This window comes from Paracoccus sp. TOH, assembly GCF_030388245.1.
GTDB classification, from domain to species: Bacteria; Pseudomonadota; Alphaproteobacteria; order Rhodobacterales; family Rhodobacteraceae; genus Paracoccus; species Paracoccus simplex.
In genome coordinates this window covers 1,211,467-1,236,826 of the sequence record NZ_CP098360.1, presented here as the reverse complement: position 1 = coordinate 1,236,826, position 25,360 = coordinate 1,211,467, and the positions used below count along the sequence as shown (strand labels likewise).

The 25,360-nt window shown below is 68.8% G+C and carries 27 protein-coding genes and 1 riboswitch; of the genes, 16 read left to right on the top strand and 11 right to left on the bottom strand.

Annotated features, from left to right (window positions below; translation table 11 throughout):
* Position 1: 1 nt before the first annotated feature.
* The 3 genes from NBE95_RS06135 to NBE95_RS06125 are packed head-to-tail and all read right to left on the bottom strand — an operon-like array spanning position 2 to position 1,789.
* On the bottom strand, positions 2 to 637 hold the full coding sequence (locus tag NBE95_RS06135) for a YceI family protein (RefSeq protein WP_289893030.1): 636 nt from the start codon (positions 635 to 637) through the stop codon (positions 2 to 4).
* Positions 634 to 1,422, bottom strand: coding sequence for a VOC family protein (locus NBE95_RS06130; RefSeq protein WP_289893029.1), 789 nt, complete (start codon positions 1,420 to 1,422; stop codon positions 634 to 636). Before NBE95_RS06130 ends, NBE95_RS06135 begins: the two co-directional genes overlap by 4 nt.
* Positions 1,423 to 1,432: 10 nt before the next feature.
* Complete coding sequence (locus tag NBE95_RS06125; RefSeq protein WP_019353263.1) at positions 1,433 to 1,789, bottom strand: DUF1428 domain-containing protein; 357 nt, start codon at positions 1,787 to 1,789, stop codon at positions 1,433 to 1,435.
* A gap of 89 nt (positions 1,790 to 1,878) precedes the next feature.
* Here NBE95_RS06125 and NBE95_RS06120 point away from each other — a divergent pair, with 89 nt between their 5' ends.
* Positions 1,879 to 2,592: a winged helix-turn-helix transcriptional regulator gene (locus NBE95_RS06120; RefSeq protein WP_289893028.1), complete on the top strand. Its 714-nt coding sequence runs from the start codon at positions 1,879 to 1,881 to the stop codon at positions 2,590 to 2,592.
* Here the strand turns inward: NBE95_RS06120 and NBE95_RS06115 are convergent.
* On the bottom strand, positions 2,526 to 3,008 hold the full coding sequence (locus tag NBE95_RS06115; protein WP_289893027.1) for a peroxiredoxin: 483 nt from the start codon (positions 3,006 to 3,008) through the stop codon (positions 2,526 to 2,528). The genes NBE95_RS06120 and NBE95_RS06115 overlap by 67 nt on opposite strands.
* Positions 3,009 to 3,087: 79 nt before the next feature.
* Between NBE95_RS06115 and NBE95_RS06110 the strand changes: the two genes are divergently transcribed.
* Entirely contained in the window at positions 3,088 to 4,299 is a 1,212-nt protein-coding gene (locus tag NBE95_RS06110; protein WP_289893026.1) for an FAD/NAD(P)-binding oxidoreductase, read from the top strand.
* Positions 4,296 to 4,862, top strand: coding sequence for a 16S rRNA (guanine(966)-N(2))-methyltransferase RsmD (gene rsmD, locus NBE95_RS06105; RefSeq protein ID WP_289893025.1), 567 nt, complete (start codon positions 4,296 to 4,298; stop codon positions 4,860 to 4,862). Before NBE95_RS06110 ends, rsmD begins: the two co-directional genes overlap by 4 nt.
* Here the strand turns inward: rsmD and NBE95_RS06100 are convergent.
* Positions 4,859 to 5,290, bottom strand: a complete 432-nt coding sequence (locus tag NBE95_RS06100) for an Lrp/AsnC family transcriptional regulator (protein ID WP_017999354.1) — start codon at positions 5,288 to 5,290, stop codon at positions 4,859 to 4,861. The two genes, rsmD and NBE95_RS06100, sit on opposite strands and share 4 nt — an antisense overlap.
* Positions 5,291 to 5,428: 138 nt before the next feature.
* Between NBE95_RS06100 and NBE95_RS06095 the strand changes: the two genes are divergently transcribed.
* Complete coding sequence (locus NBE95_RS06095; protein ID WP_289893024.1) at positions 5,429 to 6,586, top strand: type III PLP-dependent enzyme; 1,158 nt, start codon at positions 5,429 to 5,431, stop codon at positions 6,584 to 6,586.
* Between the two features lie 80 nt (positions 6,587 to 6,666).
* The gene (locus tag NBE95_RS06090; protein WP_289893023.1) at positions 6,667 to 7,752 is read left to right on the top strand and encodes a DUF2235 domain-containing protein; all 1,086 of its coding nucleotides are present in this window, start codon (positions 6,667 to 6,669) and stop codon (positions 7,750 to 7,752) included.
* Between the two features lie 11 nt (positions 7,753 to 7,763).
* Here the strand turns inward: NBE95_RS06090 and metF are convergent, their stop codons facing one another.
* Positions 7,764 to 8,627: a methylenetetrahydrofolate reductase [NAD(P)H] gene (gene metF / locus NBE95_RS06085; protein ID WP_289893022.1), complete on the bottom strand. Its 864-nt coding sequence runs from the start codon at positions 8,625 to 8,627 to the stop codon at positions 7,764 to 7,766.
* Positions 8,628 to 8,717: 90 nt separating this feature from the next.
* Here metF and NBE95_RS06080 point away from each other — a divergent pair, with 90 nt between their 5' ends.
* The 9 genes from NBE95_RS06080 to NBE95_RS06040 all read left to right on the top strand — a co-directional run bounded on the left by NBE95_RS06080 (position 8,718) and on the right by NBE95_RS06040 (position 18,665).
* Positions 8,718 to 9,635, top strand: a complete 918-nt coding sequence (locus NBE95_RS06080) for a LysR family transcriptional regulator (RefSeq protein WP_289893021.1) — start codon at positions 8,718 to 8,720, stop codon at positions 9,633 to 9,635.
* A 308-nt stretch (positions 9,636 to 9,943) separates the two neighbouring features.
* Positions 9,944 to 11,038, top strand: coding sequence for an ABC transporter permease (locus NBE95_RS06075; protein ID WP_289893020.1), 1,095 nt, complete (start codon positions 9,944 to 9,946; stop codon positions 11,036 to 11,038).
* Positions 11,035 to 11,823: an ABC transporter ATP-binding protein gene (locus NBE95_RS06070; protein WP_289893018.1), complete on the top strand. Its 789-nt coding sequence runs from the start codon at positions 11,035 to 11,037 to the stop codon at positions 11,821 to 11,823. The genes NBE95_RS06075 and NBE95_RS06070 overlap by 4 nt, the downstream gene beginning before the upstream one ends.
* A 3-nt stretch (positions 11,824 to 11,826) precedes the next feature.
* Positions 11,827 to 13,128 (top strand): MlaD family protein, encoded by a 1,302-nt coding sequence (locus NBE95_RS06065; protein ID WP_289893017.1) that lies wholly within the window; start codon positions 11,827 to 11,829, stop codon positions 13,126 to 13,128.
* A 9-nt stretch (positions 13,129 to 13,137) separates the two neighbouring features.
* A complete protein-coding gene (locus NBE95_RS06060; RefSeq protein WP_289893016.1) occupies positions 13,138 to 13,764 on the top strand; it encodes an ABC-type transport auxiliary lipoprotein family protein in 627 nt (208 codons plus the stop codon).
* 102 nt (positions 13,765 to 13,866) lie between these two features.
* Positions 13,867 to 13,986, top strand: a riboswitch (TPP riboswitch).
* Positions 13,987 to 14,068: 82 nt separating this feature from the next.
* Complete coding sequence (thiC, locus tag NBE95_RS06055) at positions 14,069 to 15,868, top strand: phosphomethylpyrimidine synthase ThiC (RefSeq protein WP_289893015.1); 1,800 nt, start codon at positions 14,069 to 14,071, stop codon at positions 15,866 to 15,868.
* A 75-nt stretch (positions 15,869 to 15,943) separates the two neighbouring features.
* Positions 15,944 to 16,414, top strand: coding sequence for an SsrA-binding protein SmpB (gene smpB, locus NBE95_RS06050; protein WP_289894847.1), 471 nt, complete (start codon positions 15,944 to 15,946; stop codon positions 16,412 to 16,414).
* 206 nt (positions 16,415 to 16,620) lie between these two features.
* Positions 16,621 to 17,481 (top strand): 3-mercaptopyruvate sulfurtransferase, encoded by an 861-nt coding sequence (gene sseA / locus NBE95_RS06045; RefSeq protein WP_289893014.1) that lies wholly within the window; start codon positions 16,621 to 16,623, stop codon positions 17,479 to 17,481.
* Positions 17,481 to 18,665: an amino acid aminotransferase gene (locus tag NBE95_RS06040; protein WP_289893013.1), complete on the top strand. Its 1,185-nt coding sequence runs from the start codon at positions 17,481 to 17,483 to the stop codon at positions 18,663 to 18,665. Before sseA ends, NBE95_RS06040 begins: the two co-directional genes overlap by 1 nt.
* Before the next feature lie 161 nt (positions 18,666 to 18,826).
* On the opposite strand, the gene NBE95_RS06035 is transcribed toward NBE95_RS06040, so the two are convergent.
* The 3 genes from NBE95_RS06035 to ubiA form a co-directional block, all read right to left on the bottom strand.
* A complete protein-coding gene (locus NBE95_RS06035; RefSeq protein ID WP_289893012.1) occupies positions 18,827 to 19,159 on the bottom strand; it encodes a hypothetical protein in 333 nt (110 codons plus the stop codon).
* Positions 19,160 to 19,190: 31 nt separating this feature from the next.
* A complete protein-coding gene (locus tag NBE95_RS06030) occupies positions 19,191 to 21,470 on the bottom strand; it encodes an OmpA family protein (RefSeq protein ID WP_289893011.1) in 2,280 nt (759 codons plus the stop codon).
* 62 nt (positions 21,471 to 21,532) lie between these two features.
* Positions 21,533 to 22,504 (bottom strand): 4-hydroxybenzoate octaprenyltransferase, encoded by a 972-nt coding sequence (gene ubiA / locus NBE95_RS06025; protein ID WP_289894846.1) that lies wholly within the window; start codon positions 22,502 to 22,504, stop codon positions 21,533 to 21,535.
* 16 nt (positions 22,505 to 22,520) lie between these two features.
* Between ubiA and NBE95_RS06020 the strand changes: the two genes are divergently transcribed.
* Positions 22,521 to 23,240 (top strand): 16S rRNA (uracil(1498)-N(3))-methyltransferase, encoded by a 720-nt coding sequence (locus NBE95_RS06020; RefSeq protein WP_289893010.1) that lies wholly within the window; start codon positions 22,521 to 22,523, stop codon positions 23,238 to 23,240.
* 238 nt (positions 23,241 to 23,478) lie between these two features.
* Positions 23,479 to 23,673, top strand: coding sequence for a DUF1127 domain-containing protein (locus NBE95_RS06015; RefSeq protein WP_019352106.1), 195 nt, complete (start codon positions 23,479 to 23,481; stop codon positions 23,671 to 23,673).
* Between the two features lie 128 nt (positions 23,674 to 23,801).
* Here the strand turns inward: NBE95_RS06015 and NBE95_RS06010 are convergent, their stop codons facing one another.
* Positions 23,802 to 24,671 carry a 50S ribosomal protein L11 methyltransferase gene (locus tag NBE95_RS06010; protein WP_289893009.1) on the bottom strand — a complete coding sequence of 290 codons (870 nt, stop codon included), beginning with the start codon at positions 24,669 to 24,671 and terminating at the stop codon, positions 23,802 to 23,804.
* Positions 24,672 to 25,256 (bottom strand): peptide-methionine (S)-S-oxide reductase MsrA, encoded by a 585-nt coding sequence (gene msrA, locus NBE95_RS06005; RefSeq protein WP_289893008.1) that lies wholly within the window; start codon positions 25,254 to 25,256, stop codon positions 24,672 to 24,674.
* Between the last annotated feature and the right edge of the window lie 104 nt (positions 25,257 to 25,360).

The window sequence follows — 25,360 nt, the reverse complement described above, 5'->3', positions numbered from 1 at the left end:
CTTACTCCTGCCGGGCGAACTCGGCGTCGATTTCGATGGTGATCGGATCGGTGAAGAACTCGTTCATGCCATAGGCCTGCGGGTCGATGTCGGTCCGGGCATGGATGCCGATCAGGTCGCGGATGATGGGATTGCCGGCTTCGTCGCCGGTATAGCCCTTGCCCGCGCCGATCAGCGTCACGTCGAACGTCGCGGGCCGGGTCTTGCCCAGCAGCGTCAACTGGCCCGAAACCGTGCCCTTGGTCGGGCTTTCCGCCGCGAAGCCGTCGGCGGTGAAGCGCGCGGTCGGGTTCGCCGCGCTGTCCAGGTAATCCGGGCCGGTCAGGATCTCGGCAAAGCCCTCGACCGGGGTCATGATCGAGGCGATCTGCACCTCGGCCGCCAGCCGGCTTTGCGCCGGGTCGTCCGGGTTCCAGTCGAGCTGGCCCGAAACGGCGCCGAAGCGGAACAGGCTGACCGAAAAGCCCATATGCGGCACGCGGGCCTGCACCGCCGAATGCGCCGGGTCCAGACGATAGCGGCCGGCGGCGGCGGCGTGATAGTCCTGCTGGCCGCGCGGGATGCTCTCCGGCGTCACCTCCTGGGCCGCAGCGGGTGCGGCCCAGAGGGCGAGCGCGATCAGGGATACGCGGATCATGGCGTTTCCGCCTTGGGCCCGACGATGGCGAAATGCGCGCCTTGCGGGTCGCGCACCACCGCGATGAAGGCCGGCCCCGGCACCTCCATCGGCCCGTGCAGAACCTCACCGCCGCCGTCGCGGATGCGGGCGATGGCGGCATCGACACCGTTCACGCCGAAATAGGGCAGCCAGCAAGACACCGGCGCACCGCCTAAGCCCATCATGCCGCCGATATCGGTGCCCTGCCAGGAGAACAGCTGGTAGGTGCCCATCTCGCCCATGTCCATGGCGGTGGATTTCGTCCAGCCGAACAGCTCGGCATAGAAGTCGAAGCCCGCTGCGGGGTCAGTGGACATCAGCTCGGTCCAGTTGCCGTGGCTTTCCTTGCTTTGGTTCCAGGCCCCGGATTCGACCGGAGGCTGCGGATCCATCGGCGCAGGTTGCAGGATGCCGAAGCTGGCGCCCTGCGGATCGGCGACCACGGCGAAACGGCCGGTGCCGGGAATGTCGGCCGGCTCGCGGAACACCGAGCCGCCCAGCGTCTTGATCTTGGCCGCCGTGGCGTCGGCATCGTCCACGTCGAAATAGATCATCCAGAACGGCGGCACGTCGGCGCAGTCCCCGGGCATTTCCATCAGCCCGGCGACCATGTCGCCGCCGTGGCTGGCCAGATGATAGGTAAAGCCCTCCATCCCGGAATCGGCAATCGTCCAGCCGAGCAGCTTGCCATAGAAGCCCTCGGCCGCGTCGAGCCCGCCCCTGGCGGTGGAAAGCTCGAACCAGCAGGGTTTGCCGTGATACATGGAGGCCCCCTCAGGCTTTCTCGTCCACGATGGGTTCGAAGCCGCCCCACATCATCCGCATGCCGTCGAAAGGCATTTCCGGCGGCGCCTGCATCTCGGGGTCGGACATCATCTTTTCATAGCCCGCATCCGCGGTCGCCTTGTCCGGCCATTCGATCCACGAGAACACCACGGTCTCGTCATCCTTGGCCTGGGTGGACATGTAGAAGTCGTTCACCTTGCCGCGGGGCACGTCCACACCCCAGGCCTCGACCATGCGCAGTGCGCCATAGCGCTTGAACATGGACCAGGCCGCTTGGGCCATGTCGATGTATTTCTGCCTGTTCGCCGTCGGAACCGGCAGCAGGAAACCAGAGTAGTAGGTCATCTCTCGTCCTCCTCGTCGGGCGCGGTCATGCGCCAATGAGTCGCAGGTTGGCAGTTGAAGTATTAAAAAGCAACTGATAATATCAAAACATGACAAGCAACGGCAAGATCTCGCGACTGCGCTATGAAGAAGGCTGCCTTGGCGCCCATGCGCTGAATTTCATCGGCGACCGCTGGGCGCTGCTTGTGGTGCGCGAACTGATGTTCGCGCCCAAGCGGTTCCAGATGATCCGCGCCGGGCTGCCGGGGGTCACGGCCAGCGTGCTGACCCAGCGCCTGACCCAGTTGGCGCAGGCGGGGGTGGTGGCGCATGACGATGTGCTGGGGCTTTACGCGCTGACCGATGCCGGGCGGGCGCTGCATCCGGTGCTGCGCGAGCTGTGCCGCTGGGCGCTGGCGATACCGGGCCATGATCCGAGCAGGTTCATCAGCATTTCCGCGCTGATGATCTCGCTCTCGGCGACGGCGGACCGCGCGGGCGCCGCCGGATTACCGCTGCGCGCCGGCTTCGTCTCGGGCAAGGAGGGGTTCGAGGTCGCGCTTTCCGCCGACGGGATGCCGCAGGTCCGGGCGGCCCGGGCGCCACAGGCGGATTTCGTGCTGGAAGGCTCGGGCAATGCGCTGGCGGCGGCGATCTATGGGCCGGGGCCGGTGGCGCTGGCCTCGGCCGGGCTGATCGCGCTGCGCGGCGACCGCAGCGCCGCGCAGCAGTTCACGGCGCTGTTCCGCCTGACGCCTCAGACCAGGTCCAGCAGCGAATCGCCCGAAGTGACCGAGCACGCGCCGGGCGATTCCTCGATCTGAAGCTCTTCCACCGTGCCGTCATTGACCAGCATGGCATAGCGTTTCGAGCGGCCGTTGACCCAGCCCGCGCCTTCGATGTTCATGCCCAGCGACTTGGTGAAGCTGCCATCGCCATCGGCCAGCACCTCGATCCCGGCATCGGTCGCGCCGGTATCCGCGGCCCATTTCCCGGCGACGAAGGGGTCGTTCACCGTGATGCAGATCACCCGCGACACGCCCTTGGCGCGGAACTTGTCGGCATTCTTCACGAAGCTGGGCATATGCGCATTGGTGCAGGTCGGCGTATAGGCGCCCGGCACGGCAAAGATCGCCACGCGGCCCCTGGCCAGATCGGCGGCGGCCACTTCCTCGGGGCCGTTGGCGCCCGGTTTCAGCAGCTTGCCTTCGGGCAGCTTGTCGCCTTTCGAGATGGACATGCGCGGTTCCTCCGTCAATTGCATCGTTCCGGGGGCGACTATAGGCTCTGCGCCGCAGGCAAACCAGCGAGGGCGAAGAATGAACATCGTGATCCTTGGCGCGGGACAGGCGGCGGCCTCTCTGGCGGCGAAACTGCGCGCGCTGGGACATGAAGGCGGCATCGCGGTCATCGGCGACGAGCCCGCGCCGCCCTATCAGCGCCCGCCGCTGTCCAAAGCCTATCTGCTGGGCCAGATGGGGCTGGACCGGCTGACGCTGCGCGCCCCGGACTGGTGGGACGAGCAGCGCATCGCCCTGCACCTGGGCGAGCGCGCCACCCGCATCGACCGCGACCGCCGCGTGGTCATCACGGAGCGCGGCGAACATGCCTATGACCAGCTTGCCCTGACGCTGGGCGCCGCGCCACGCCGGCTGCCAGCCGCGATGGGCGGCGACCTGCCGGGCGTGCATGTGGTGCGCAATCTGGCCGACATCGCGGGGGTGCAACCGGCGCTGGTCGCCGGGCGGCGGCTGGTGGTGATCGGCGGCGGCTATATCGGGCTGGAGGCCGCGGCGGTGGCCCGCAAGCTGGGGCTGGAGGTGACGCTGGTCGAGGCGGCGCCGCGCATCCTCGGCCGGGTGGCGGCTCCTGAGACGGCCGAGATGATCCGCACCCTGCACCGCGCCCATGGCGTCGAGATCGTCGAGGGCACCGGCATCGCCCGCATCACCGGCAGCACGGCCGCCGACGGGGTCGAACTGACCGACGGCCGCCGCCTGCCGGCCGACCTGGTGATCTGCGGCATCGGCATCGCGCCCGAGACCGCGCTGGCCGCAGCGGCGGGGCTGGTCGTCGACAACGGCATCGCCACCGATGCGTTCGGGCGGACCTCGGACCCGGCGATCTGGGCGGCCGGGGATTGCGCCAGCTTTCCGGCGCCCGATCTTTGCGCAGCCGGTGGACGGCTGCGGCTGGAAAGCGTCGGCAATGCCATCGACATGGCCGAGGCGGTGGCGGCGAACATGCTGGGCGCCGATACCGCCTATGTGCCGAAACCGTGGTTCTGGTCGGACCAGTTCGACGCCAAGCTGCAGATCGCCGGTCTGAACCTCGGTTACGACCGGGTGGTGACGCGGCCAGCGGACCATGGCGGCTCGGTCTGGTATTACCGCGCCGGCCGGCTGATCGCGGTGGATGCGCTGAACGACGCCCGCGCCTATATGGTCGGCAAGCGGCTGATCGAGGCCGGCCGCTCACCCGCGCCCGAGGCCGTAATCGCGGCGGCCGAACTGAAGGCGCTGATGGCATGAGAATCGTCGGCGGCAGCCTGCGCGGGCTGAAACTGGCCGAGCTCGGCGCCGGCGATCCGGCGGCGCATCTGCGCCCGACCACCGACCGGGTCCGCGAGTCGATCTTCAACCTGCTCATCAACGGCACGCATGGCAATCCGATCCCCGGCGCCCGGGTGCTGGACCTGTTCGCCGGCACCGGCGCGCTGGGGCTCGAGGCGCTGTCGCGCGGCGCGGCGCGGGTGGCCTTCGTCGATGACGGCGTCGCGGCGCGCGGCCTGCTGCGCACCAATATCGAAAAGGCCCGCGCCATGGGCGTGACCGATGTCTGGCGGCGCGACGCGACCCGGCTGGGCGAGAATCGCGGCGCGCCTTACGGGCTGGTCTTCCTTGATCCGCCCTATGGCCAGGGCCTGGGCGAGCGGGCGCTGGAATCGGCGCTGGCCGGCGGCTGGATCGCCCCCGGCGGCATGGTGGTCTGGGAAGAATCGGCGCCGCCCGCCCCGGTCGCCGGGCTCGCCCAGATCGACCAGCGCAAATATGGCGACACCACCGTCACCTTGTTGCGCGCCGGGCACGGCTAGGTGGCGCGGTCCAGCTTGGTGGACAGGTGAATCAGGCTCTCGCTGGACTTCACGCCGGTCAGACCGCCGATCTGATCCAGCACATCGTCGAGCTGGCTGGTCGATATGGCGGCCAGTTGCAGCAAAAGATCGACCCGACCGCTGGTGGTGTGGATGCGCTCGACCTCGGGCAGGCTGCGCAGCCGGCCCAGGATCGCGGCCTGCGAGCGCGGCTCGATGGTCAGCAGGCAGGTGGCGCGGATACGATGCTCGCGCGCGGAATCGCCCAGCCGCAGCGTATAGCCGGCAATGGCGCCCGAGGTTTCCAGCCGTTCCAGCCGCGCCTGCACGGTCGAGCGCGCCACCTTCAGCCGCCGCGCCAGCACCGCGACGGACATGCGCGCATCCTGCGCGAGATGGGTCAAAATTCCCCGATCGAGCTCGTCCACCGTCCACCTGTCATAATGACGACACTTTCGGCAGATTACCCATAGTTCAGACCATTTCCACCCTTTTCATTGCTTCAATCGGAACCCATAGGGCGCAGACTTGTTTCCACCCCAAACGCGCACAGGAAGGACATGCCGATGGGACTGACCGAGGGCCGCGGGCCCAAGACCGTCTGGGACAATCCCTCCGAGATCATCCGCAAGCTGGCGCCGGAGAATCCGGTGATGGTCTTTGCCCCGTCGGTGCTGCGCGAGAATGCGCTGCGTTTCCTGCGCGGCTTTCCCGGCCTGGTCACCTATGCCGTCAAGTCGAACCCGGACGAGGCGGTGATCCGCACCCTGTCGGCGGCCGGGGTCAAGGGTTTCGACGTGGCCTCGCCCTATGAGATCGACCTGATCGGCCGGCTGGCGCCGGACGCGGCGCGGCATTACCACAACCCCGTGCGCTCGCAGGCCGAGATCGCCCATGCGGTCGAGGCGGGCATCAAGGCCTGGTCGGTGGACAGCCGCTCGGAACTGGACAAGCTCTTCGCCCGGGTGCCGGCCGAGAATTGCGAGATCTCGCCCCGCTTCAAGCTGCCGGTCCTGGGTGCGGCCTATGATTTCGGCTCGAAATTCGGCGCCTCGCCGGAACTGGCGGCCGAGCTGCTGCGCGCAGCGGCGGATCGCGGCTATATCCCCTCGCTGACCTTCCATCCCGGCACGCAATGCGTCGATCCGCATGCCTGGGAAAGCTACATCACCACCGCCGCCGAGATCTGCCGCACCGCCGGCGTCAGGGCGCGGCGGCTGAACGTCGGCGGCGGCTTCCCCTCGCATCGCGTGACCGGGGTCGAGCCCGATCTGGCCGCGATCTTCGCGCTGATCCGCCGCGTCGCCGACGAGGCTTTCGACGGCCAGGCCCCGGCGCTGGTCTGCGAGCCCGGCCGCGGGCTGTGCGCCGACGCCTTTTCGCTGATCACCCGCGTCAAGGCGGTGCGCGACGGTCAGAACGTGTTCCTGAACGACGGCGTCTATGGCGGGCTGTTCGAGCTGCCCATCGTCGGCAACCTGGACCGGCTGCAGGTGCTGACGCCCGAGGGCACGGCGCGCCAGGGCGAGCCCCTGCCCCGCGTCATCTTCGGCCCGACCTGCGATTCCGTGGACCGCCTGCCCGGCGAACTGGCCCTGCCCGGCGACATCCAAGAGGGCGATTTCGTCATCTTCCACGGCGCCGGCGCCTATTCCACGGTCACCAACACCCGGTTCAACGGCTTCGGGCTGATGGCACACCTGACCGTGAACGCGCTTGAATAGGCATTAATCGACCCTTGGCGTTTCCGTGCTAGCGTCGCCGCATGGAATCACCTCGTCCGCCGATATGCCAGGTCGTTCTGATGGATGGCACCTTCGCCTCGCTGACGCAGGGGCGCAGGTCCTCCATCGCCCGAATTCACGCGATGCTGTCGGGCGAACTGGGCCGCCTGCCGGCGCCGGTACGGCTGCATTACGCGCCGGGCCAGCAATGGCAGGCTTGGCGCACGCTGCCCGAACTGACCATGGGCGCCACGCTGGAGCGGCATATCTGCGACGCCTATGCCTGGCTTTCCCGCGAATGGCGGCCGGGCAACCCCCTGTTCTTCTTCGGCTATTCGCGCGGCGCCTTCGCCGTGCGCTCTCTGGCCGGGATGATCGGCCGGGTGGGGCTGCTGACCCATGCCCATGCCACGGCCAGGAATGTCCAGCGCGCCTGGGACTATTATCGCAATGGCGAGGATCTGGGGGTCGAGCGGCTGGAGCCGGAGCTGTGCCACCCCTTCGTGCCGATCCGCATGATCGGGGTCTTCGACACGGTGATGGCGCTGGGGATCCGCCTGCCGCTGCTGTGGATGCTGACCGAGCCGCGATTCCGCTTCCATGACGAGCAATTGGGCACCGATGTCGAGCATGGCGCGCAGGCCCTGGCGCTGGACGAAACCCGCGCCGCCTTCCAGCCGCTGCTCTGGGACAGCGAATCGGCCCCCGGCCGCATCGAACAGATGTGGTTCCGCGGCTGCCATCCCGATATCGGCGGGCAGCTTTCGGGGCTGGAATATGCCCGTCCGCTGGCGAATATCCCGCTGGTCTGGATGATGTCGCGGGCCGAGACCTACGGCCTGCCCCTGCCCCGCGGCTGGCAGGCGCATTTCCCCCGCGATCCCAGCGCGCCCTCGGTCGGCTCGTGGCGCAGCTGGGGCAAGGCCTTCCTGGCCCGCGCGCCCCGCCTTGCCGGCACCGATCCGTCCGAGGCGCTGCACCGCTCGGTGCCGCGTCCCTATCCCGGCCCGGCGCTTCTGGCCGGGCCGCTGGCCGATGCCGCGCCGCCGCGGCCGCATCGGCGGCTGTCCTTCATCCGCCCGGCCCCACCACCGCCCGAACCAGAGCCGCAGCCCCAGCCGCAGACCGCAGCGGTGACGCCCGGCACCCCGCCGGGGGATGGCTGATGCGCCTCCGGTCAGGCGACCTGCGAAAACGGGCTTTTGGGCTCGATGCCCAGGCCGGCGCAGACCTTCAGCACCAGGTCGGGCTTGTTCAGCGTGTAGAAATGCAGCCTGTCCACGCCGCCTTCGACCAGCCGCTCGCACAGCCTGACGCAAACATCCAGCGCCAGCCGGGCCTCGCCCTCCTTGCCGGCAGCGGCGAAGGCGTCCTCGGCCCATTGCGGGACCGAGGTGCCGCAGCGTTCGGCAAAGCGGCGGGCCCCGGCCCAGCTCTGGATCGGCAGGATGCCGGGGATGATCGGCGCGTCGATGCCCGCCGCGGCGCAGGCATCGCGGAAGCGGAAATAGGTCTCGGCGTCGAAGAAGAACTGCGTCATCGCCGAGCTGGCGCCGGCATCGACCTTGCGCTTGAGCCAGGCCACGTCGGCGGCGGTGTCGGGGCTTTCCGGATGCGGCTCGGGATAGGCGCCGCAGCGGATGGTCATGTCGCCGCGCGCCGCGATGGCCTCGATCAGCGCCACCGAATCGGCGAAACCGTCGGCATGCGGGGTGAAGCGGTCCTGCCCCTGCGGCGCGTCACCGCGCAGCGCCACGATCTCGTGCACGCCGGCGGCGGCGTAATCGGCGACGATCTGCATGGTCTCGTCGCGCGTCGCGTCCACGCAGGTCAGGTGCGCGGCGACGTTCAGCCCGTAATGGCTGGCCAGCGCCGTCACCGCCTCATGCGTCAGCTGCCGGGTGGTGCCGCCGGCGCCATAGGTGACCGAGACGAAATCCGGCCCCAGCGGCGCCAGCGCCCGCGCCGTCTCCCACAGCCGGAACGACTGGTCCAGGTTCCGCGGCGGGAAGAATTCGAAGCTGATCGCGGGTGTGGTCATGGTGCCATCCTTTTGTCGCAGGTCTTGTGACATGCAGCCCGACGTGAGACAAATTCATAATCTTCAAGATCGTGATGAGATTGGCTCAAGATGCACCTGGAACTTCGTCACCTGCGCAGCCTGCGCGCCATCCATGAACAAGGCGGCCTGGCCCGCGCGGCCGAGGTGCTGAACCTGACGCAATCGGCGCTGTCGCATCAGATCAAGGCGCTGGAAGAGCAGGCAGGGGTCGAGCTTTTCCTGCGCAAGACCAAGCCCTTGCGGCTGTCGGCCGCCGGGATGCGGCTTTTGCGCACGGCCGAACAGGTGCTGCCGCTGATCGAATCCGCCGAGGCCGAGTTCCGCGCCGTCGAACTGGGCCGCGCCGGCCGGCTGCATGTGGCGATGGAATGCCATCATTGCTTCGACTGGCTGCTGCCGGTGCTGGACCAGTTCCGCCGCGCCTGGCCCGAGGTGGACCTGGACATCCGCTCCAGCCTGGCGCTCAAGGCGCTGCCGGCGCTGGAGCGGGGGCAGGTGGACATGGTGATCTCCTCGGATCCCGAGGAGATCGCCGGCGTCACCTTCCAGCCGCTATTCGACTACGCCCCGACCATGGTGGTCGCGGCCAGCCATCCGCTGGTCGCCAAGGGCTATGCCGAACCCGCGGACCTGGCGGGCGAGACGCTGATCACCTATCCGATGGACCGGGCGCGGCTGGACGTATTCTCGCAATTCCTCGATCCGGCCGGGGTCGAGCCGGCCCATGTCCGGCAGGTCGAACAGACCGCCATCGCGCTGATGCTGATCGCCTCGGGGCGCGGGGTGGCGGTGATGCCCGACTGGGTGCTGCGCGCCCAGGCCGGCAATCCGGAACTGGCGCTGCTGCCGCTGGGCCCGCAGGGCATGCTGCGCCGGCTTTACGCGGCGATCCGCAGCGAGGACATGCAGCAGCCCTTCATCGCCCATGTCCTGCGCCTGGCCCGGACCGAGCCGGTGCGGATGATGCGCGCCCTGGCGCAGGGGTGAACGGTTCTCCTCGGGACCACCACTTACGGGGAACTCTTTACGCCTGGTCCCGAGGATTTCCTGCTCTGGTCGTGCAGGCTTTACTAAACCATAGCGTGAATCTTGGTCAACGAGAACAACCTGAAAATAAAACGTAAATTTCTGCCCCGGACGGGCAGGCGACCGGGGTCGATCCGCCTCGTCCCAGGGTTTTCCCAGGGCTTCCGGGCCGCGACCCCCGGGCGGCGACCGGCGAACCAGGCGGCCCGATTTGACAAATCCCGGCAATAGCCGGATGAAATCCGTATCAATTCCCGTTCAGGACCGCCATGGCCAGCCTTCCCGACGATCCCACGCTTCGCGCCACCGTCTCGGACGGCGTCCTGCGGCTGGAGGGCGAGCTGAGCGTCTGGACGCTGGGCCGGTTGCCGGCCGAAGCCGAGAGCGCGGCGCGGCTCGATCTAGCGGGCGTCACCCGGCTGGACACCGCCGGCGCCTGGTATCTCGACCAGCGCGCGCAGGCGGGCGCGGCGCTGGAGGGGCTGAGCGGGCCGCAGGGGCGGTTGCTGGAGGCGGTCGCCAAGGCCCGGCCGCAGCCGGACGCGGACAGTCCGCCGCCCGCCGGCTGGCGGCAGATGCTGGAGGCGACCGGGCGCTGGGTGGTGACGGCGCTGACCTTCCTGCGCGAGCTGGCCGAATATCTGGGCCGCTTCCTGGCGGCCCTGGCGCGCGGCATCCGCCATCCCGGCGATTTCCGCCTGACCTCGCTGGTCTGGCACTGCCAGGAAACCGGGCTGCGCGCCGTGCCGATCGTCGCCCTGATGTCCTTTCTGATCGGCGTGGTGCTGGCCTTCCAGGGCGCGGCGCAACTGCGCCAGTTCGGGGCCGAGGTCTTTGTCATCGACCTGATCGCCATCTCGATCCTGCGCGAGCTGGGTATCCTGCTGACCGCGATCATCGTCGCCGGCCGCACCGCCTCGGCGCTGACCGCCTCGATCGGCTCAATGAAGATGAACGAGGAGATCGACGCCATGCGCACGCTGGGCCTCGATCCCGACATGGTGCTGCTTCTGCCGCGCGTGCTGGCGCTGATCATCACCCTGCCGATCCTGGGGCTGATCGCCAATGTCGCCGGCCTGGTCGGCGGCGCGCTGATGTCCTGGATCGAGCTGGGCATTTCGCCGTCGATGTTCCGCTATCGGCTGATCGCAGAAACCAGCGTGGACCATGTCATCGTCGGCCTGTCCAAGGCGCCGGTCTTTGCCGTCATCATCGGCATCGTCGGCTGCCATGCCGGGATGAAGGTCGGCAAGGACGCGGAATCGCTGGGCGCCCAGACCTCGACCGCCGTGGTCAACGCCATCTTCGCGGTCATCGTCGCCGATGCGCTGTTCTCGATCTTCTTCTCGGAGGTCGGGCTGTGACCGAGAACGCGGCCGAGAACGTCATCGAGGTCCGGGGGCTGCGCACCCAGTTCGGCCGCCATGTCGTGCATGACGGGCTGGATCTGGACGTGAAGCGGGGCGAGATCCTGGGCGTGGTCGGGGGGTCCGGCACCGGGAAATCGGTGCTTTTGCGCACCATTGTCGGGCTGAACCGGCCCGCCGCCGGCACAGTGCGGGTCTTCGGCCAGGATGTGGGCCGGCTGCATGGCGCCGCGCGCGAGGCGCTGGAGCGGCGCTGGGGGGTGATGTTCCAGGCCGGGGCGCTGTTTTCGTCGCTGACCGTGCGCGAGAATGTCGAGGTGCCGCTGCGCGCCGTGCCGGGGCTTTCGCCCGGGACACGGGCGGGGCTGGCGGAACTCAAGGTCTCGATGGCCGGACTGCCCTGGGGCGCGAACGAAAAATACCCCTCGGATCTGTCGGGCGGCATGAAGAAGCGCGCGGGGTTGGCGCGGGCCCTGGCGCTGGACCCCGAGATCGTGTTCCTGGACGAGCCGACGGCGGGGCTGGACCCGATCGGCGCCGACGCCTTTGACCGGCTGATCGTCGAACTGCGCGACGCGCTGAACCTGTCGGTTTTCCTGGTCACGCATGACCTCGACACGCTGCACGCCTGTTGCGACCGCGTCGCGGTGCTCGCCGAAAAGCGGGTGCTGGTCAGCGGCACCATGGCCGAGATGCTGAAGGTGGATCATCCTTGGGTGCATGAATATTTCCACGGACCGCGCGCCCGTGCCGCCATCGCCACCGGCCGGAGCAAGGAGTAGCCAATGGAAACCAAGGCCAATTATGTCCTGATCGGGGCCTTCACCATCGCCGGTTTCCTGGGGGTGCTGCTGTTCCTGATGTGGTTCGCCAAGCTGCAGATCAACCGGCAATTCGCCTATTACGACATCTATTTCAAGGAAGTCTCGGGCCTGACCGTCTCCTCCGAGGTGACCTTCGCCGGGCTTTCGGTGGGCAAGGTGGTGGACATGCAGCTGGCCGGGGATGAGAACGGCGCCGTGCGGGTGCGCGTCGAGCTGGCCGAGGATACGCCGGTGCATACCAATTCCCGCGCCTCGATCGAGATCCAGGGCGTCACCGGCGTCTCGAATGTCGCGATCACCGCCGGCAGCCCCGACGCGCCGCTGCTGCGCGAGGCGCAACCGGACGGCATCCCGGTGATCCCGGCCAACCGCTCGGCCCTGCAGACCCTGTCGGACCAGGGGCCCGAGATGATCTCGCGGCTGAACACCGTGGCCGAGCAGATGACCCAGCTTCTGGGCGACGACAACCAGAGCCGGGTGCGCAACATCCTGGACAATGTGGAACGCTCCAGCGCCAACCTGGACAAGGCCCTGGCCGACGTGACCGCGGCCACCGATTCCATCGCCTCGGCGGCGGCGGACATCTCGGCCTTCGGCGAGCGACTGGACGGGCTTTCCGCGGCGGCCGAGACGACGCTGGGCAATGCCGACAGCGCGCTGGCCAAGTTTGACGAGACCGCCGGCAAGGCCGACCGGGCGCTGGATTCCGGCACCGCGACGCTGGACGAGGTGCGCGCCTATGTCTCGGGCGACCTGCGCAGCCTGACGCAGCGCCTGGACCAGACCGCCACCACGCTGCAGACCGACCTGGCGCGGCTGAGCGCGCGCGCGGACAAAAGCCTCGACAGCCTCGACGCGGCGCTGGAGGTGGGGAACCGCACGCTCGCCTCGGCCGAGCGCGCCTTCGACAGCGCCGACCGGGTGATGAACAGCAATGTCGAGCCGGTGGTGGCCGACCTGCGCGCCACCCTGGCCAAGGCGAACGAGGCCATCGACCGCGTGGTCGCCGACCTGCCCGAGATCACCGAGCGGCTGCGCGATGCCGCCGGCAGCGCCGAGGCCGCCTTCGCCAGCCTGCGCGGGATGCTGGACAGCACCCGCGGCCCGGTGCAGGCTTTCACCCGCGAGGGACTGCCGCAATTCACCCGCATGGCCAGCGATCTGCGCGGGCTGGTGGGCAACGTGAACGAGCTGGTCTCGGCGCTGAGGCGCAACCCGTCGCAAGTCTTCTCGGGGCCGCGGGTTCCCGAGTTCCGCCGTTAAGGAGCCGCCATGCGTCTGACCGCCGCCCTTCTCGTCCTGACCCTGACCCTGCCGGGCTGCGCCGCGCTGAAGGCGCTGGAGGGCGAGCCCGACCGCGACGTGTTCGAGCTGCGCCCGCCTTCCGAGGCGCCGCGAAGCTGCGGCCGCGGCCGGCTGGCCGAACTGGTGATCGAGCCCCCCAAGGCGCGCGGCACGTTGGACACCGACCGCATCATGATCCGCCCGAACCAGTTGCAGACGCAATACCTGCCCGATGCGCGCTGGGGCGACACGGTGCCGGTGGCCCTGCAGACCCTGCTGGTGCGCGCCTTCGGCAGCTATGACGCCTTCACCCATGTCGGCCGCGCGCCGCTGGGCACGGCGGGGGATTACGCGCTGATCTCCGAGGTGCAGGATTTCAACGCCGAGGTTTCGGGCAAGGGTGCGGTGATCAGGCTGACCGTGGACGCGCAGATGGTGCGCGAGATGGATGCCAGCGTGGTCGCGCGCGGCCATTTCGCGGCCACGGCCGACGCGCCGAGCACGAAAACCGACGACCTGATCCCGGCCTTCGACGCGGCGGGCCAGCAGCTGGTGGCGCAGATGACCGACTGGGGCCTGCGCGCGGTGGGCGTCAATCCCGCCCGCTGCCGCTGAGGTTTTCCGCCGGCCCGGCCGCGCCGGCGCGGTTTCGGCAGCCGAAGCCCGGCCGCCCCTTCACCGGCGATTGACAAGCCGGGCGACAAGTGGGCATTCTCCGGCTCTCACCTGGGGGGCCCCGACAAGGGGCTGAGATACTGCTGGGCCGCAAGGCAGCGCAGGGACCCGTCGAACCTGATCCAGTTCATACTGGCGTAGGGATGGTGCGGATGCCCTTGCGGCCGGCTATCGGTCCGGCGGGTATTCTTCCCCCTTCCAGTCCGTGCTGGGTCTCCATGCTAGCGAAAGCGAGGAGCCTGACATGACCACTACCCCGACCGTGACCACCGGACCGCTGCCCGCCTCGACCAAGGTCTTCCGACCGGGCGAGATCCATTCCGACATCCGCGTGCCGATGCGCCAGATCGCGCTGCATCCCAGCGCCGGCGAGCCGCCGGTGACGGTCTATGATTCCTCGGGGCCCTATACCGATCCCGGCGCCGAGATCGCCATCGAGCGCGGTCTGCCGCGCCCGCGCGACAGCTGGATCATGGCGCGCGGCGACGTGGAATCCTATGACGGGCGGCATGTGAAACCCGAGGATAACGGCTTCGTTTCCGGCGACCGGCTGACGCCTGAATTTCCCATCCGCCACCGCCCGCTGCGGGCGCAGGGCGACCGGGCCGTCACCCAGCTTGCCTATGCCCGCGCCGGCATCGTCACCCCCGAGATGGAATTCGTGGCGATCCGCGAGAATCTGGGCCGCAAGGCGATCCGTGAGAAGCTGGCGCGCGACGGCGAGAGCTTCGGCGCCGCCGTGCCGGATTTCGTGACCCCCGAATTCGTCCGCGACGAGGTGGCGTGCGGCCGGGCGATCATCCCGGCCAACATCAACCACCCCGAACTGGAGCCGATGGCGATCGGCCGCAACTTCCTGGTCAAGATCAACGCCAATATCGGCAATTCCGCCGTCACCTCCTCGATGGCCGAGGAGGTGGAAAAGATGGTCTGGGCGATCCGCTGGGGCGCCGACACGGTGATGGATCTGTCGACCGGGCGCAACATCCACAACATCCGCGAATGGATCATCCGCAACAGCCCGGTGCCCATCGGCACGGTGCCGCTCTATCAGGCGCTGGAGAAGGTCGGCGGCGTGGCCGAGGAGCTGAGTTGGGAAGTCTTCCGCGACACGCTGATCGAACAGGCCGAACAGGGCGTGGATTATTTCACCATCCATGCCGGGCTGCGGCTGCCCCATATCCCGCTGACCGTGGACCGGGTCACCGGCATCGTCTCGCGCGGCGGCTCGATCATGGCGAAATGGTGCCTGCACCATCACCGCGAAAGTTTCCTCTATGAGCATTTCGAGGAGATCTGCGACATCTGCCGCGCCTATGACGTGTCCTTCAGCCTGGGCGACGGGCTGCGGCCGGGCTCGATCGCCGATGCCAACGACGCCGCGCAATTCGCCGAACTGGAGACGCTGGGCGAACTGACGCGCATCGCCTGGGCCCGCGATTGCCAGGTGATGATCGAGGGGCCCGGCCATGTGCCCATGCACAAGATCAAGGAGAACATGGACAAGCAGCTGGCCATCTGCGGCGAGGCGCCCTTCTACACGCTCGGGCCGCTGACCACCGACATCGCGCCGGGCTATGACCATATCACCAGCGGCATCGGCGCGGCGATGATCGGCTGGTTCGGCACGGCGATGCTGTGCTACGTCACCCCCAAGGAGCATCTGGGCCTGCCGGATCGCGACGACGTCAAGACCGGCGTCATCACCTACAAGATCGCCGCCCATGCCGCCGATCTGGCCAAGGGCCATCCGGCGGCCAGAACCCGGGACGACGCCCTGTCGCGGGCCCGCTTCGAGTTCCGCTGGGAGGACCAGTTCAACCTGTCTTTGGACCCCGATACCGCGCGCGCCTTCCACGACCAGACCCTGCCGAAGGAGGCGCACAAGCTGGCGCATTTCTGTTCGATGTGCGGGCCGAAATTCTGCTCGATGCGGATTTCCCACGACATCCGCGCCGAGGCGCAGAAAGAGGGCATGGCCGCCATGGCGCGCAAATACCGCGAGGGCGGCGATCTCTACATCCCCGCCCCGCAGGAGGCGTAACGGGCGCGGCCCCCAGAGGGCGGGGCGATGCCGAGCCTTTACAGGCGCGGCGCCCCGCCCTATCTCTGCCCGATCATGGCCACGAAATCCGACCCGAACTACAAGATCATCGCCGAGAACCGCCGGGCGCGCTTCGATTACTTCATCGAAAGCGATCTCGAGGTCGGCATCGTGCTGACCGGCTCCGAGGTGAAAAGCCTGCGCACCGGCCAGTCGAACATCGCCGAAAGCTATGCCTCGGTCGAGAATGGCGAATTGTGGCTGATCAATTCCTACATCGCCGCCTACAAGCAGGCCGGCGTCTTCGGTCACGAGGAACGCCGGCACCGCAAGCTGCTGGTCTCGCGCAAGGAACTGGCCCGGCTCTGGCAGGCGGTGGGGCGCGAGGGCATGACGCTGGTGCCGCTGGTGATGTATTTCAACGACCGCGGCATGGTGAAGCTGAAGATCGGCGTCGCCAAGGGCAAGAAGGTCGCCGACAAGCGCGAAACCGCCGCCAAGCGCGACTGGAACCGCCAGAAACAGCGCCTGCTGAAGCAGGGCTGACACGGCGCGGCCCGGGCCGGATTCGGGTATTTGGAAAACGGTGAAAGACGGGCGGGGCCGCGGGCGGGCGGGCCCGGTCGCATGCGTTTTCGGGAAACGAAGAAGCCGGCGGTCGGCCGGAGATCCCGCAGCGGCCGTTAAGCATTGCAGCCCCGCGCGCCTGCGGTTACATCGGTGTCGTTTCTGCGCCGCGGGGGGGAAGGCCGATGTCCACCGATTCCGACGATCCGAAAGTGCTGGTCTCGACCGGCTGGCTCGCGGCCCATCTGAACGATCCCGACCTGCGCATCATCGACGCCAGCTGGTTCCTGGAACCGGGCCGCGAGGCGCGGGCCGAATACGCGGCCGCGCATATTCCCGGCGCCCGCTTCTTCGACATCGACGAGATCGCCGACAAGCGCAGCGAGTTGCCCCACATGGCGCCGCAACCCGAGATGTTCATCAGCCGCATGCGCGCCATGGGCATCGGCGACGGTCACCAGGTGGTGATCTATGACAATTCGCCGCTGCGTTCGGCGGCGCGGGTCTGGTGGACCTTCAAGCTGATGGGCAAGCAGGACGTGGCGGTGCTGGACGGCGGGTTCGGCAAATGGCTGGCCGAGGGCCGCGAGACCGAGGACATGCCGCCGATGCTGCGCGACCGCCACATCACCGTGCAGCGCCAGGCCGCGCTGGTGCGCGATGTGACCCAGGTCGCCGCGGCCAGCAAGCTTGCCGATCACGAGATCGTCGACGCCCGCAGCGCCGAACGCTTCCGCGGCGAGGCGGCCGAGCCGCGCCCCGGCCTGCGCTCGGGCCATATCCCCGGCTCGAAAAGCCTGCCCTTCGGCAAGCTCTACGACCAGGACGGCACGCTGAAATCCCCCGCCGCGCTGCGCGCCGAGTTCGAGGCTGCCGGCATCGACCTGTCGAAACCGGTGATCGCCACCTGCGGTTCGGGGGTGACGGCCGCCTCGCTGTTCCTGGCGCTCGAACGGATCGGGCACCGGGACCATTCGCTTTATGACGGAAGCTGGGCCGAATGGGGCAGCTTCCCCGACCTTAAAATCGCAACCGGAGACGCGTGATGCTGGGCAATCTGAAACCGCAGGCCCCCGACAAGATCCTGGCCCTGATGGGCGAATTCAAGGCCGATCCCCGCCAGGGCAAGATCGACCTGGGCGTCGGGGTCTACAAGGATGCCAGCGGCCACACCCCGATCATGCGCGCCGTCCGCGCCGCCGAACAGCGGATGCTGGAGACCGAGACCACCAAGACCTATGCCGGCCTGTCCGGCGAGCCCGAATTCCAGAAGGCCATGGCCGAACTGATCCTGGGCGACATCTGCAAGCCCGAAACCACCGCGGCGCTGGCCACGGTCGGCGGCACCGGCGCCATCCGGCAGGCGCTGGAACTGGCGCGCATGGCGAATCCGGCGCTGCGGGTCTTCGTCAGCGATCCGACCTGGCCCAACCATGTCTCGATCATGAATTTCATGGGCCTGCCGGTGCAGACCTACCGCTATTTCGACGCCGAGACCCGCGGCGTCGATTTCGAGGGCATGAAGGCCGACATCGCCCAGGCGAAAAAGGGCGACGTGGTGCTGCTGCACGGCTGCTGCCACAACCCGACCGGCGCCAACCTGACGCTGGAACAATGGGCCGAGGTCGCCGCGATCCTGGAACAGACCGGCGCGCTGCCACTGATCGACCTGGCCTATCAGGGCTTCGGCGACGGGCTGGAGGAGGACGCGGCCGGCACCCGGCTGATCGCCGCGCGCATCCCCGAGGTGCTGATCGCCGCCTCGTGCAGCAAGAACTTCGGCATCTACCGCGAACGCACCGGCTGCCTGCTGGCGCTTTGCGCCGATGCCGCGACCCGCGACCTTGCACAGGGCGCCATGGCCTTCCTGAACCGCCAGACCTATTCCTTCCCGCCCTTCCACGGCGCGAAGATCGTCTCGACCGTGCTAACCACACCGGACCTCCGCGCCGACTGGATGGCCGAGCTGGAAGCGGTGCGCGCCGGCATGCTCAAGCTGCGCGAGCAACTGGCGGCAGAACTCCGCGACCTTTCCGGCTCGGACCGCTTCGGCTTCGTGGCCCAGCATCGCGGCATGTTCTCGCGCCTCGGCGCCACGCCCGAACAGGTCAGGCGCGTCAAGGAGGAGTTCGGCATCTACATGGTGGGCGATTCGCGCATCAACATCGCCGGGCTGAATCAGGACACCATCCCGATCCTGGCCCGCGCCATCATCGAGGCCGGGGTCTGACCCCCTCGCCGGACGACCCGAACCGCTGAACCCGCGACCGCCGGCCCTGCCCGGCGGTTCGCCATTGCAGCGCCACGCGCCGAAAACCCCGGCTTTCTCCGTTTTCCAAATACCCTGGGGTCCGGGGCGAAGCCCCGGCCCGGCAGCGCCGCCGGGCGCCCTCAGCCTTTCCGGCCCAGCTTGCGGTCGATATAGGCGCGCAATTCCTCGATCTCGGTCCGGCTCTCGCCCAGCTCGCCCTGCACCGCCCGCAGCTCGGCCTCGGCGGTGCCCAGGCGCGCGGTCAGATCGGCCTCGCGCTCCTCCAGCTCGGCGATGGCGCGGTCGCGGGCTTCCTCGGCCTCGTGCAGCTGCTGGGCCATGTTCTCCAGTTCGCCCATCTCGGCGCGGGTGACGCGGGACAGGCGGTGGATCAGCCAGCTTGCGAACCAGCCCAGCAGAAAGGCGGCGAACAGGATGATCGCAGTGGCGAGGATGAATTCGGTGCGGTTCATGCGGGCGGCTTCACGGGCAAGGGGTTGCGGATCACGGCGCCGCGCCGGTCTCGGGACGCGGCAGCGGGCGGTTCGGCTGCACCGCGCCCCGGGCGGGCAAGGTGGCGGTTTCGGTCGCGGCCTCGACCAGCATCGCCGCCGCCGGCAGGGTGGCCGCAAGCGCGGGATCCACCGGTGCGGTCTGCGGCAGCAGGCCCGCCGCCGGGCGCGTGGCGGCCTCGCGCGCCAGCATGTCGGGCAGCGCCGCCGCCTCGAGCGGCAGCGTGCCGGCCTGCTTGGGTTCGACCGGGGCGATGGCCAGCGCCGCGGGTTCGGTGGCGGCCTTCAGCGCCAGCCGCGGATCGGTCGGCACGCCGAGCGCCGGCCCGATGGCGGCCGTCGCCGCCACCAGCGCCGTCTCCTGCACCCGTGCCGCCACCGCCTCGGGGCTGTCGGTCACGCCCTTGACCAGCGCGGCCGGGGCCGGCGCCTCGGTCACCACCGGCTCGTCGGCCAACAGGGTGAATTCGATCCGCCGGTTGGCCTCGCGCCCGGCATCGGTGTCGTTCTCGGCGATGGGCTGGCTTTCGCCATAGCCCTTGGCGGTCAGGTTCCCGGTGACGATGCCCGCTTCGGCCATGGCCGTCAGCACCGCCTGCGCCCGCGAGCGCGAGAGTTCCGCGTTGAAGCCTTCCGAGCCCTGCGAATCGGTATGGCCGCCGATCTCGATGCGGAAATCCGTACATTGCTGCATGGTTTCGGCCAGCCGTGCCAGCGTCGGGCCGGGATCGCCGGCGATGACCGACTTGTTCGGCTCGAAACCGATCTCGGATTCCTGCATCGCCGCATTCAGCCTGTCCACGCATTCGATGCCCGAAGGCAGGCCCAGCAGCGGGTCCATGCGCCGGTCGTAGCGGATCGCCAGCTCGTAGCGCGCGCCGGCCCCCAGCCGCTGCGCAAGCCGCGCCGCCACCGTGTCCGAGGCGGTCTGACTGCCCGAGACGCCGCTGATCCGCACCAGGTCGGGCGTCACGGTCGCCGTGCCGCGTTCAAGCCCGCTGACCGCCTCGATGGCGGCGATGGCGCGCAGCGTCCAGCCCTCGGGGACCGAATCGTCGCTGCGCAGCGCGCTGTCCACCTGGCCGAACCGCGCGCGGGCCAGGCTTTCCACCGCCTCGCGCATCCGGTCGTCGGTGATCCGGCCGCGCAGCGACACGCCGCCCGGATCGACGACGGCGGTGAACTCGGCCGGACCCTTGGCCGCGTCGTCGGCCTTTTCATGCTGCGCCGTCAGGCTGAAGGCCGGCGGCAATGCCGATTCCAGCCGGCCCGCCGCCTCGTCGAAGCGCGCGGCCGCGACATCGGCCGGCGCGAACAGCGCCACGTCCGTGTCCGAGATGGTGACCGAACCCGCCCCCAGCGCCTCGACGGCGCGGATCGCGGGCACGGCGGCATCCGCCCAGCGCGGCGAGGGCGCGCCAAGCCCCAGCGTGCATTGCGGCTCGCCCGGCACGCCGGCCTCGCGCCCGGCGGCAAGGATGCGGTCACGGGCGCTGTCGGTATCGGCGGCGCAGGCGTCGAAGCGCGTGCCGGTCGCATCCTTGACGAAGCGCAGGGTAAAGGGCGCGATCACCGGCCGCGGTGCGGTGATGTCGGTCTTCAACGTCACGCCCGCCGGCTTGGCGCGTTTCAGCGCCGCCTCCAGCGCCAGCTTCTCGCGCGGATTGTCGGTGACGGCCCGGACCGAGACCTCGCCCTCCGCGACCGAAACCTTGGCCCGCTCGGCCAGTTGCGCGGCCCTGAGACCGAAGGCGAAGGCATCCTCCCAACCCTCGGGCACGGGGTAATCGGCGGTCTCCATCAGGTCCGAGACCTGGGCCACGCCGGTCTGGCGCTTCAGCCTCTCGACCAGCGCTGTCCGGTCCAGGCTTGTCGGGACCAGGCCGATGATCGAGATCCCCTGGTCGTTGCGCAGCAATTCGACCTCGAAGGCCGGGGTGGCGAGCGCGGCCGCCGCCGCCACCTGCATCTCGTCCACGACCCGGCCGGCGCCGACCACCGATTCGGCCCGGGCACGGGCGCGGAAGCGCTGCACCTCGTCCGGGGCGATGCCGCCCAGCTGCACCTGCAGCCCGTCCGTCCGCACCGTCACCCAGTCGTAATCGGCCAGCGCCGCCGAGACGTCCCGGTCGGCCCGGCTCTCGACGAAATCGGCGGCGGCGGTGGCGCCCCACAGGGACAGGCCGCCGGCCACGACAAGGGCGATCAGGCTGGCTGCAACAAGGGAAACCCGACGCGCGGGACGCCGTGCGGATCGCTGGGGATTGGCCATCAGGGGGCCCTTCGGGCTGTTTCCGACCCGCCGCATGTAATGCCTGCGGCGGATTTTCGCAATCAGACCAGACCGGCCAAGGCAAGAAACAGCGCAACCACCAGCCCGGCGTCGCGGTTGCTGCGAAACAGCCGCAGACAGCCGATGCCGTCGGTCATGTCAAAGCGCCGGAGCTGCCAGGCCAGATGCGCGGCAAACCCGACGACGCCCAGCAGGCCCAGCGTCAGCCCCAGCCCCTCGGGCGCCGCCGCCATCACCGCCAGGCCCAGCAGCAGCACCGAGGCGGTGCCGAAGCCCGCCAGCCAGCGCGGGGTGTCGCGGCCGAACAGCCGGGCGGTCGACTTGACGCCGATCAGCGCGTCGTCCTCGGCATCCTGATGGGCATAGATGGTGTCGTAGAAGACCGTCCAGGCGATGCCCGACAGATAGGCCAGCACCGGCGCCGGCGCCAGATTGCCGGTATGCGCCGCCCAGGCCAGCAACACGCCCCAGTTGAAGGCCAGCCCCAGGAAGACCTGCGGCCACCAGGTGAAACGCTTGGCGAAGGGATAGATCGCCACCAGCGCCAGCGAGGCCACGCCCAGCGCGATGGCCGCGCCGCCCAGCGTCAGCAGGATGGCGAAACCGGCCAGCGCCTGCGCCGCCAGCCAGACCAGCGCGCCCCGGACCGTCACCTGCCCCGAGGGGATGGGGCGCGAGCGGGTGCGCGCCACCTTGTCGTCGATGTCGCGGTCGGTGATGTCGTTCCAGGTGCAGCCGGCGCCGCGCATCAGCATCGCGCCCACGCCGCAGGCCACCGCGATCCACAGGTCACGCCATTCCGGCCGGTCGGCGATCATCGCCAGCCCGATGCCCCACCAGCAGGGCAGCAGCAAAAGCCAGGTGCCGATCGGCCGGTCGGCGCGGGACAGACGCAGCCACGGCCGCCAGTCCGGCGGCGCGTGGCGGTCCACCCAGTTGTCGGGCGGCGCATCGGCGACGGTGCTTTGGCCCTCTGGCGTCGGCCCCTCTGGCGTCTGACGGTCGGTCTGCATTAGGCTGCGCCCCATCATGGCGAAAATCAGACTGTTCATAGATCACCCGCTGGCCGAGGGACAAGGCGTCGAGCTGAATCCCGACCAGGCGCATTACCTGACCTCGGTCATGCGGCAGGGTCCTGGGGACGAGATCCTGGTCTTCAACGGCCGCGACGGCGAGTGGCTGGCGCGGATCGAACGCATCGCCAAGCGGGGCGGCGCGCTGGCGGCGCTGCGGCAGACGGCGCCGCAGTTGGACCCGCCGGACCTGTGGCTGGTCTTCGCGCCGATTAAGAAGGCGCGCACCGATTTCATCGTGGAAAAGGCTGCCGAGATGGGCGCCGCCCGCATCCTGCCGGTGCAGACCGACCACACCAATTCCGAACGCATCCGCCAGGACCGCCTGCAGGCCCATGCCGTCGAGGCGGCCGAGCAATGCGGCGGCACCTTCGTCCCCGAGGTCGGCGGGCTGGTGCCGCTGGCCCGGCTGCTGGATGGCTGGGATGCCGGGCGGCGCATCCTCTGGGCGGACGAGGCGCTGGCCGGGCCGGCGCAGGTGCTGTCCGGCCTGCCGCGCGGCCGCTGGGCGATTCTGATCGGCCCCGAGGGCGGCTGGTCCGAATCGGAACGCAAGCGGCTTTCGGCCATGGATTGCGTCACCCGCATCGGGCTGGGGCCGCGAATCCTGCGCGCCGACACGGCTGCCGTGGCGTCACTGGCCCTGTGGCAGGCGGCCCTGGGCGATTGGCGCTGAACGATCAGGGCTGAATCGCGCAATCTTTCCGCACAAAACCGGCCAGAGGCGGGAGAATTTTGCGGTGCAGCATCGGTTAAGGCCCCGTTTCGCAAAAAGTTAAGAATTTCGGCGCCTTATGCGTGTGCTGCATGGCAGAGATGCCGGTTTGTCCGTGGTTTTCGCAAACTGCCCGGCCTATATGCTGTGCATCAACGAAGCGCCCGATGAGCGGGCAATGATCTCAAGGTGAAAAACTATGTCGGCGATTGACACGAACCGCATCCATGGCGGGGCGGGCTCTTTCGGTATTGGCTCGAAAATCTGGGCGACGCTGTCGGCCTGGAACGATGCGCGGGTGACGAAGAACGCGCTGAGCCGTCTTTCGGATCGCGAGCTGGACGATATCGGTCTGTGCCGCGGCGATATCGAACGGATTGCGCGCGCCCGCTAAGCAGCGGTTGAAGACGCGAAAACGGCTGCGCGGAACCTCGCGGCAGACCTTTTCCCGGCCCGGATGGGCAAGACGACCAGGCGGCCCGCAAGGCCGCCTTCAGTATTTTCCACGGGTGCCTTCGGCGATCAGCCGCGCCTGACGACCAGGGTGGACCATTCGCCGAAATCGTCGCGCCGTTCCAGCGCCAGCCCGCCCGCCGCATAGGCCGCGATCACCTCATCCGCCTGGGTGACCAGGATGCCCGACAGGATCGCCCTGCCGCCCGGCGCGACATAGCGCGCCATGTCCGGCACCAGGTCGATCAGCGGCTGCTTCAGGATATTGGCGAAGACCAGGTCGAAGGGCGCCGCGTTCTCGATCAGCGGGTGGTCGAAGCCCACCGCCTCGACGCATTCGACGCGGCCATCCAGCCCGTTGGCGATGACATTGGCGCGCGCCACGTCCACCGCCTGCGGGTCGATGTCGCCGGCCAGCACGATCACCGGGAAGGACCGCGCCGCCGCCATGGCCAGGACCGCGGTGCCGCAGCCGATATCGACGATGCGCTGCGGCCCGGCGCCCTCGGCGATCATCCGGTCCAGCGCCAGCAGGCAGCCCTTGGTCGTGGCGTGATGGCCGGTTCCGAAGGCCATGGCCGCTTCGATCAGCAGCGCCTCGGCCCCTGCGGGCACTTTGTCGGCGTCATGGCCGCCATGGACGAAGAAGCGCCCGGCCTCGACCGGCGAGAGCTCGCGCCGGACATGGGCCACCCAATCCACCTCGGGCAGTTCCGACACCGCGAAGGGTTCGGCGCCCCAGGCGGCGGCCAGCAGCGTCAGCCCCAGATCGTCGGGGGCCTCGGTGAAGTAAAGCCCCACCTCCCAGCGGTTCGAGCCGTCCTCGATCTCGAAGACGCCGGTGCCGACGGGCTCGGGGGTCAGATCCTCGCCCGCCTCGGCAAGCGCCTCGGCCGCCTCGCGGCCGGTGGTGTGGGTCAGCGCGGTCCAGGTCGGCATTCAGTATCCCTCGGCTATGTCGGTCAGGGGTGCTTTGACACCCGTGCCGCGCAAGCCGCAATAGCCATCGGGATATCGGTCGAGATATTGCTGGTGATCATCCTCGGCCCGCCAGAACGGCCCGGCGGGAAGGATCTGCGTGGTGATGTCGGAATAGCCCTGCACCGCCAGCCGGTTGCCGTAATCGGCCTTGGAGAGCTCTGCCGCTGCCTTCTGGCTGTCGTTGAACACCATGATCAGCGAGCGGTATTGCGAACCGACATCGTTGCCCTGGCGGTTGCCCTGGGTCGGGTCGTGGTTTTCCCAGAAGATCTGCAGCAGCCGTTCATAGCTGACGCGCGAGCTGTCATAGACCACGCGCACCACCTCGGCATGGCCGGTGCCGCCGGCGCAGACCTGCTTGTAGCTGGGATTCTCGGCGGTGCCGCCGGCAAAGCCGACCTCGGTCAGCCAGACGCCCTCCTGTTGCCAGAACAGCCGCTCGACGCCCCAGTAACAGCCCATGCCGAAGATCGCCTGATCGTAGCCTTTCGGTATTTCGGCATCCAGCGGGCGGCCGAAGATCCTGTGGATGGGGGCATTCATGGTTGCGTCCTTTCGCATGTCCTGCCGCCTTAGGTAGGCGCGGCGGCCCTGTCCTGCAACGTCGGAGTGCCGGCGCGGGTTGCGGCGGGCGGGGCGCGTCGTGC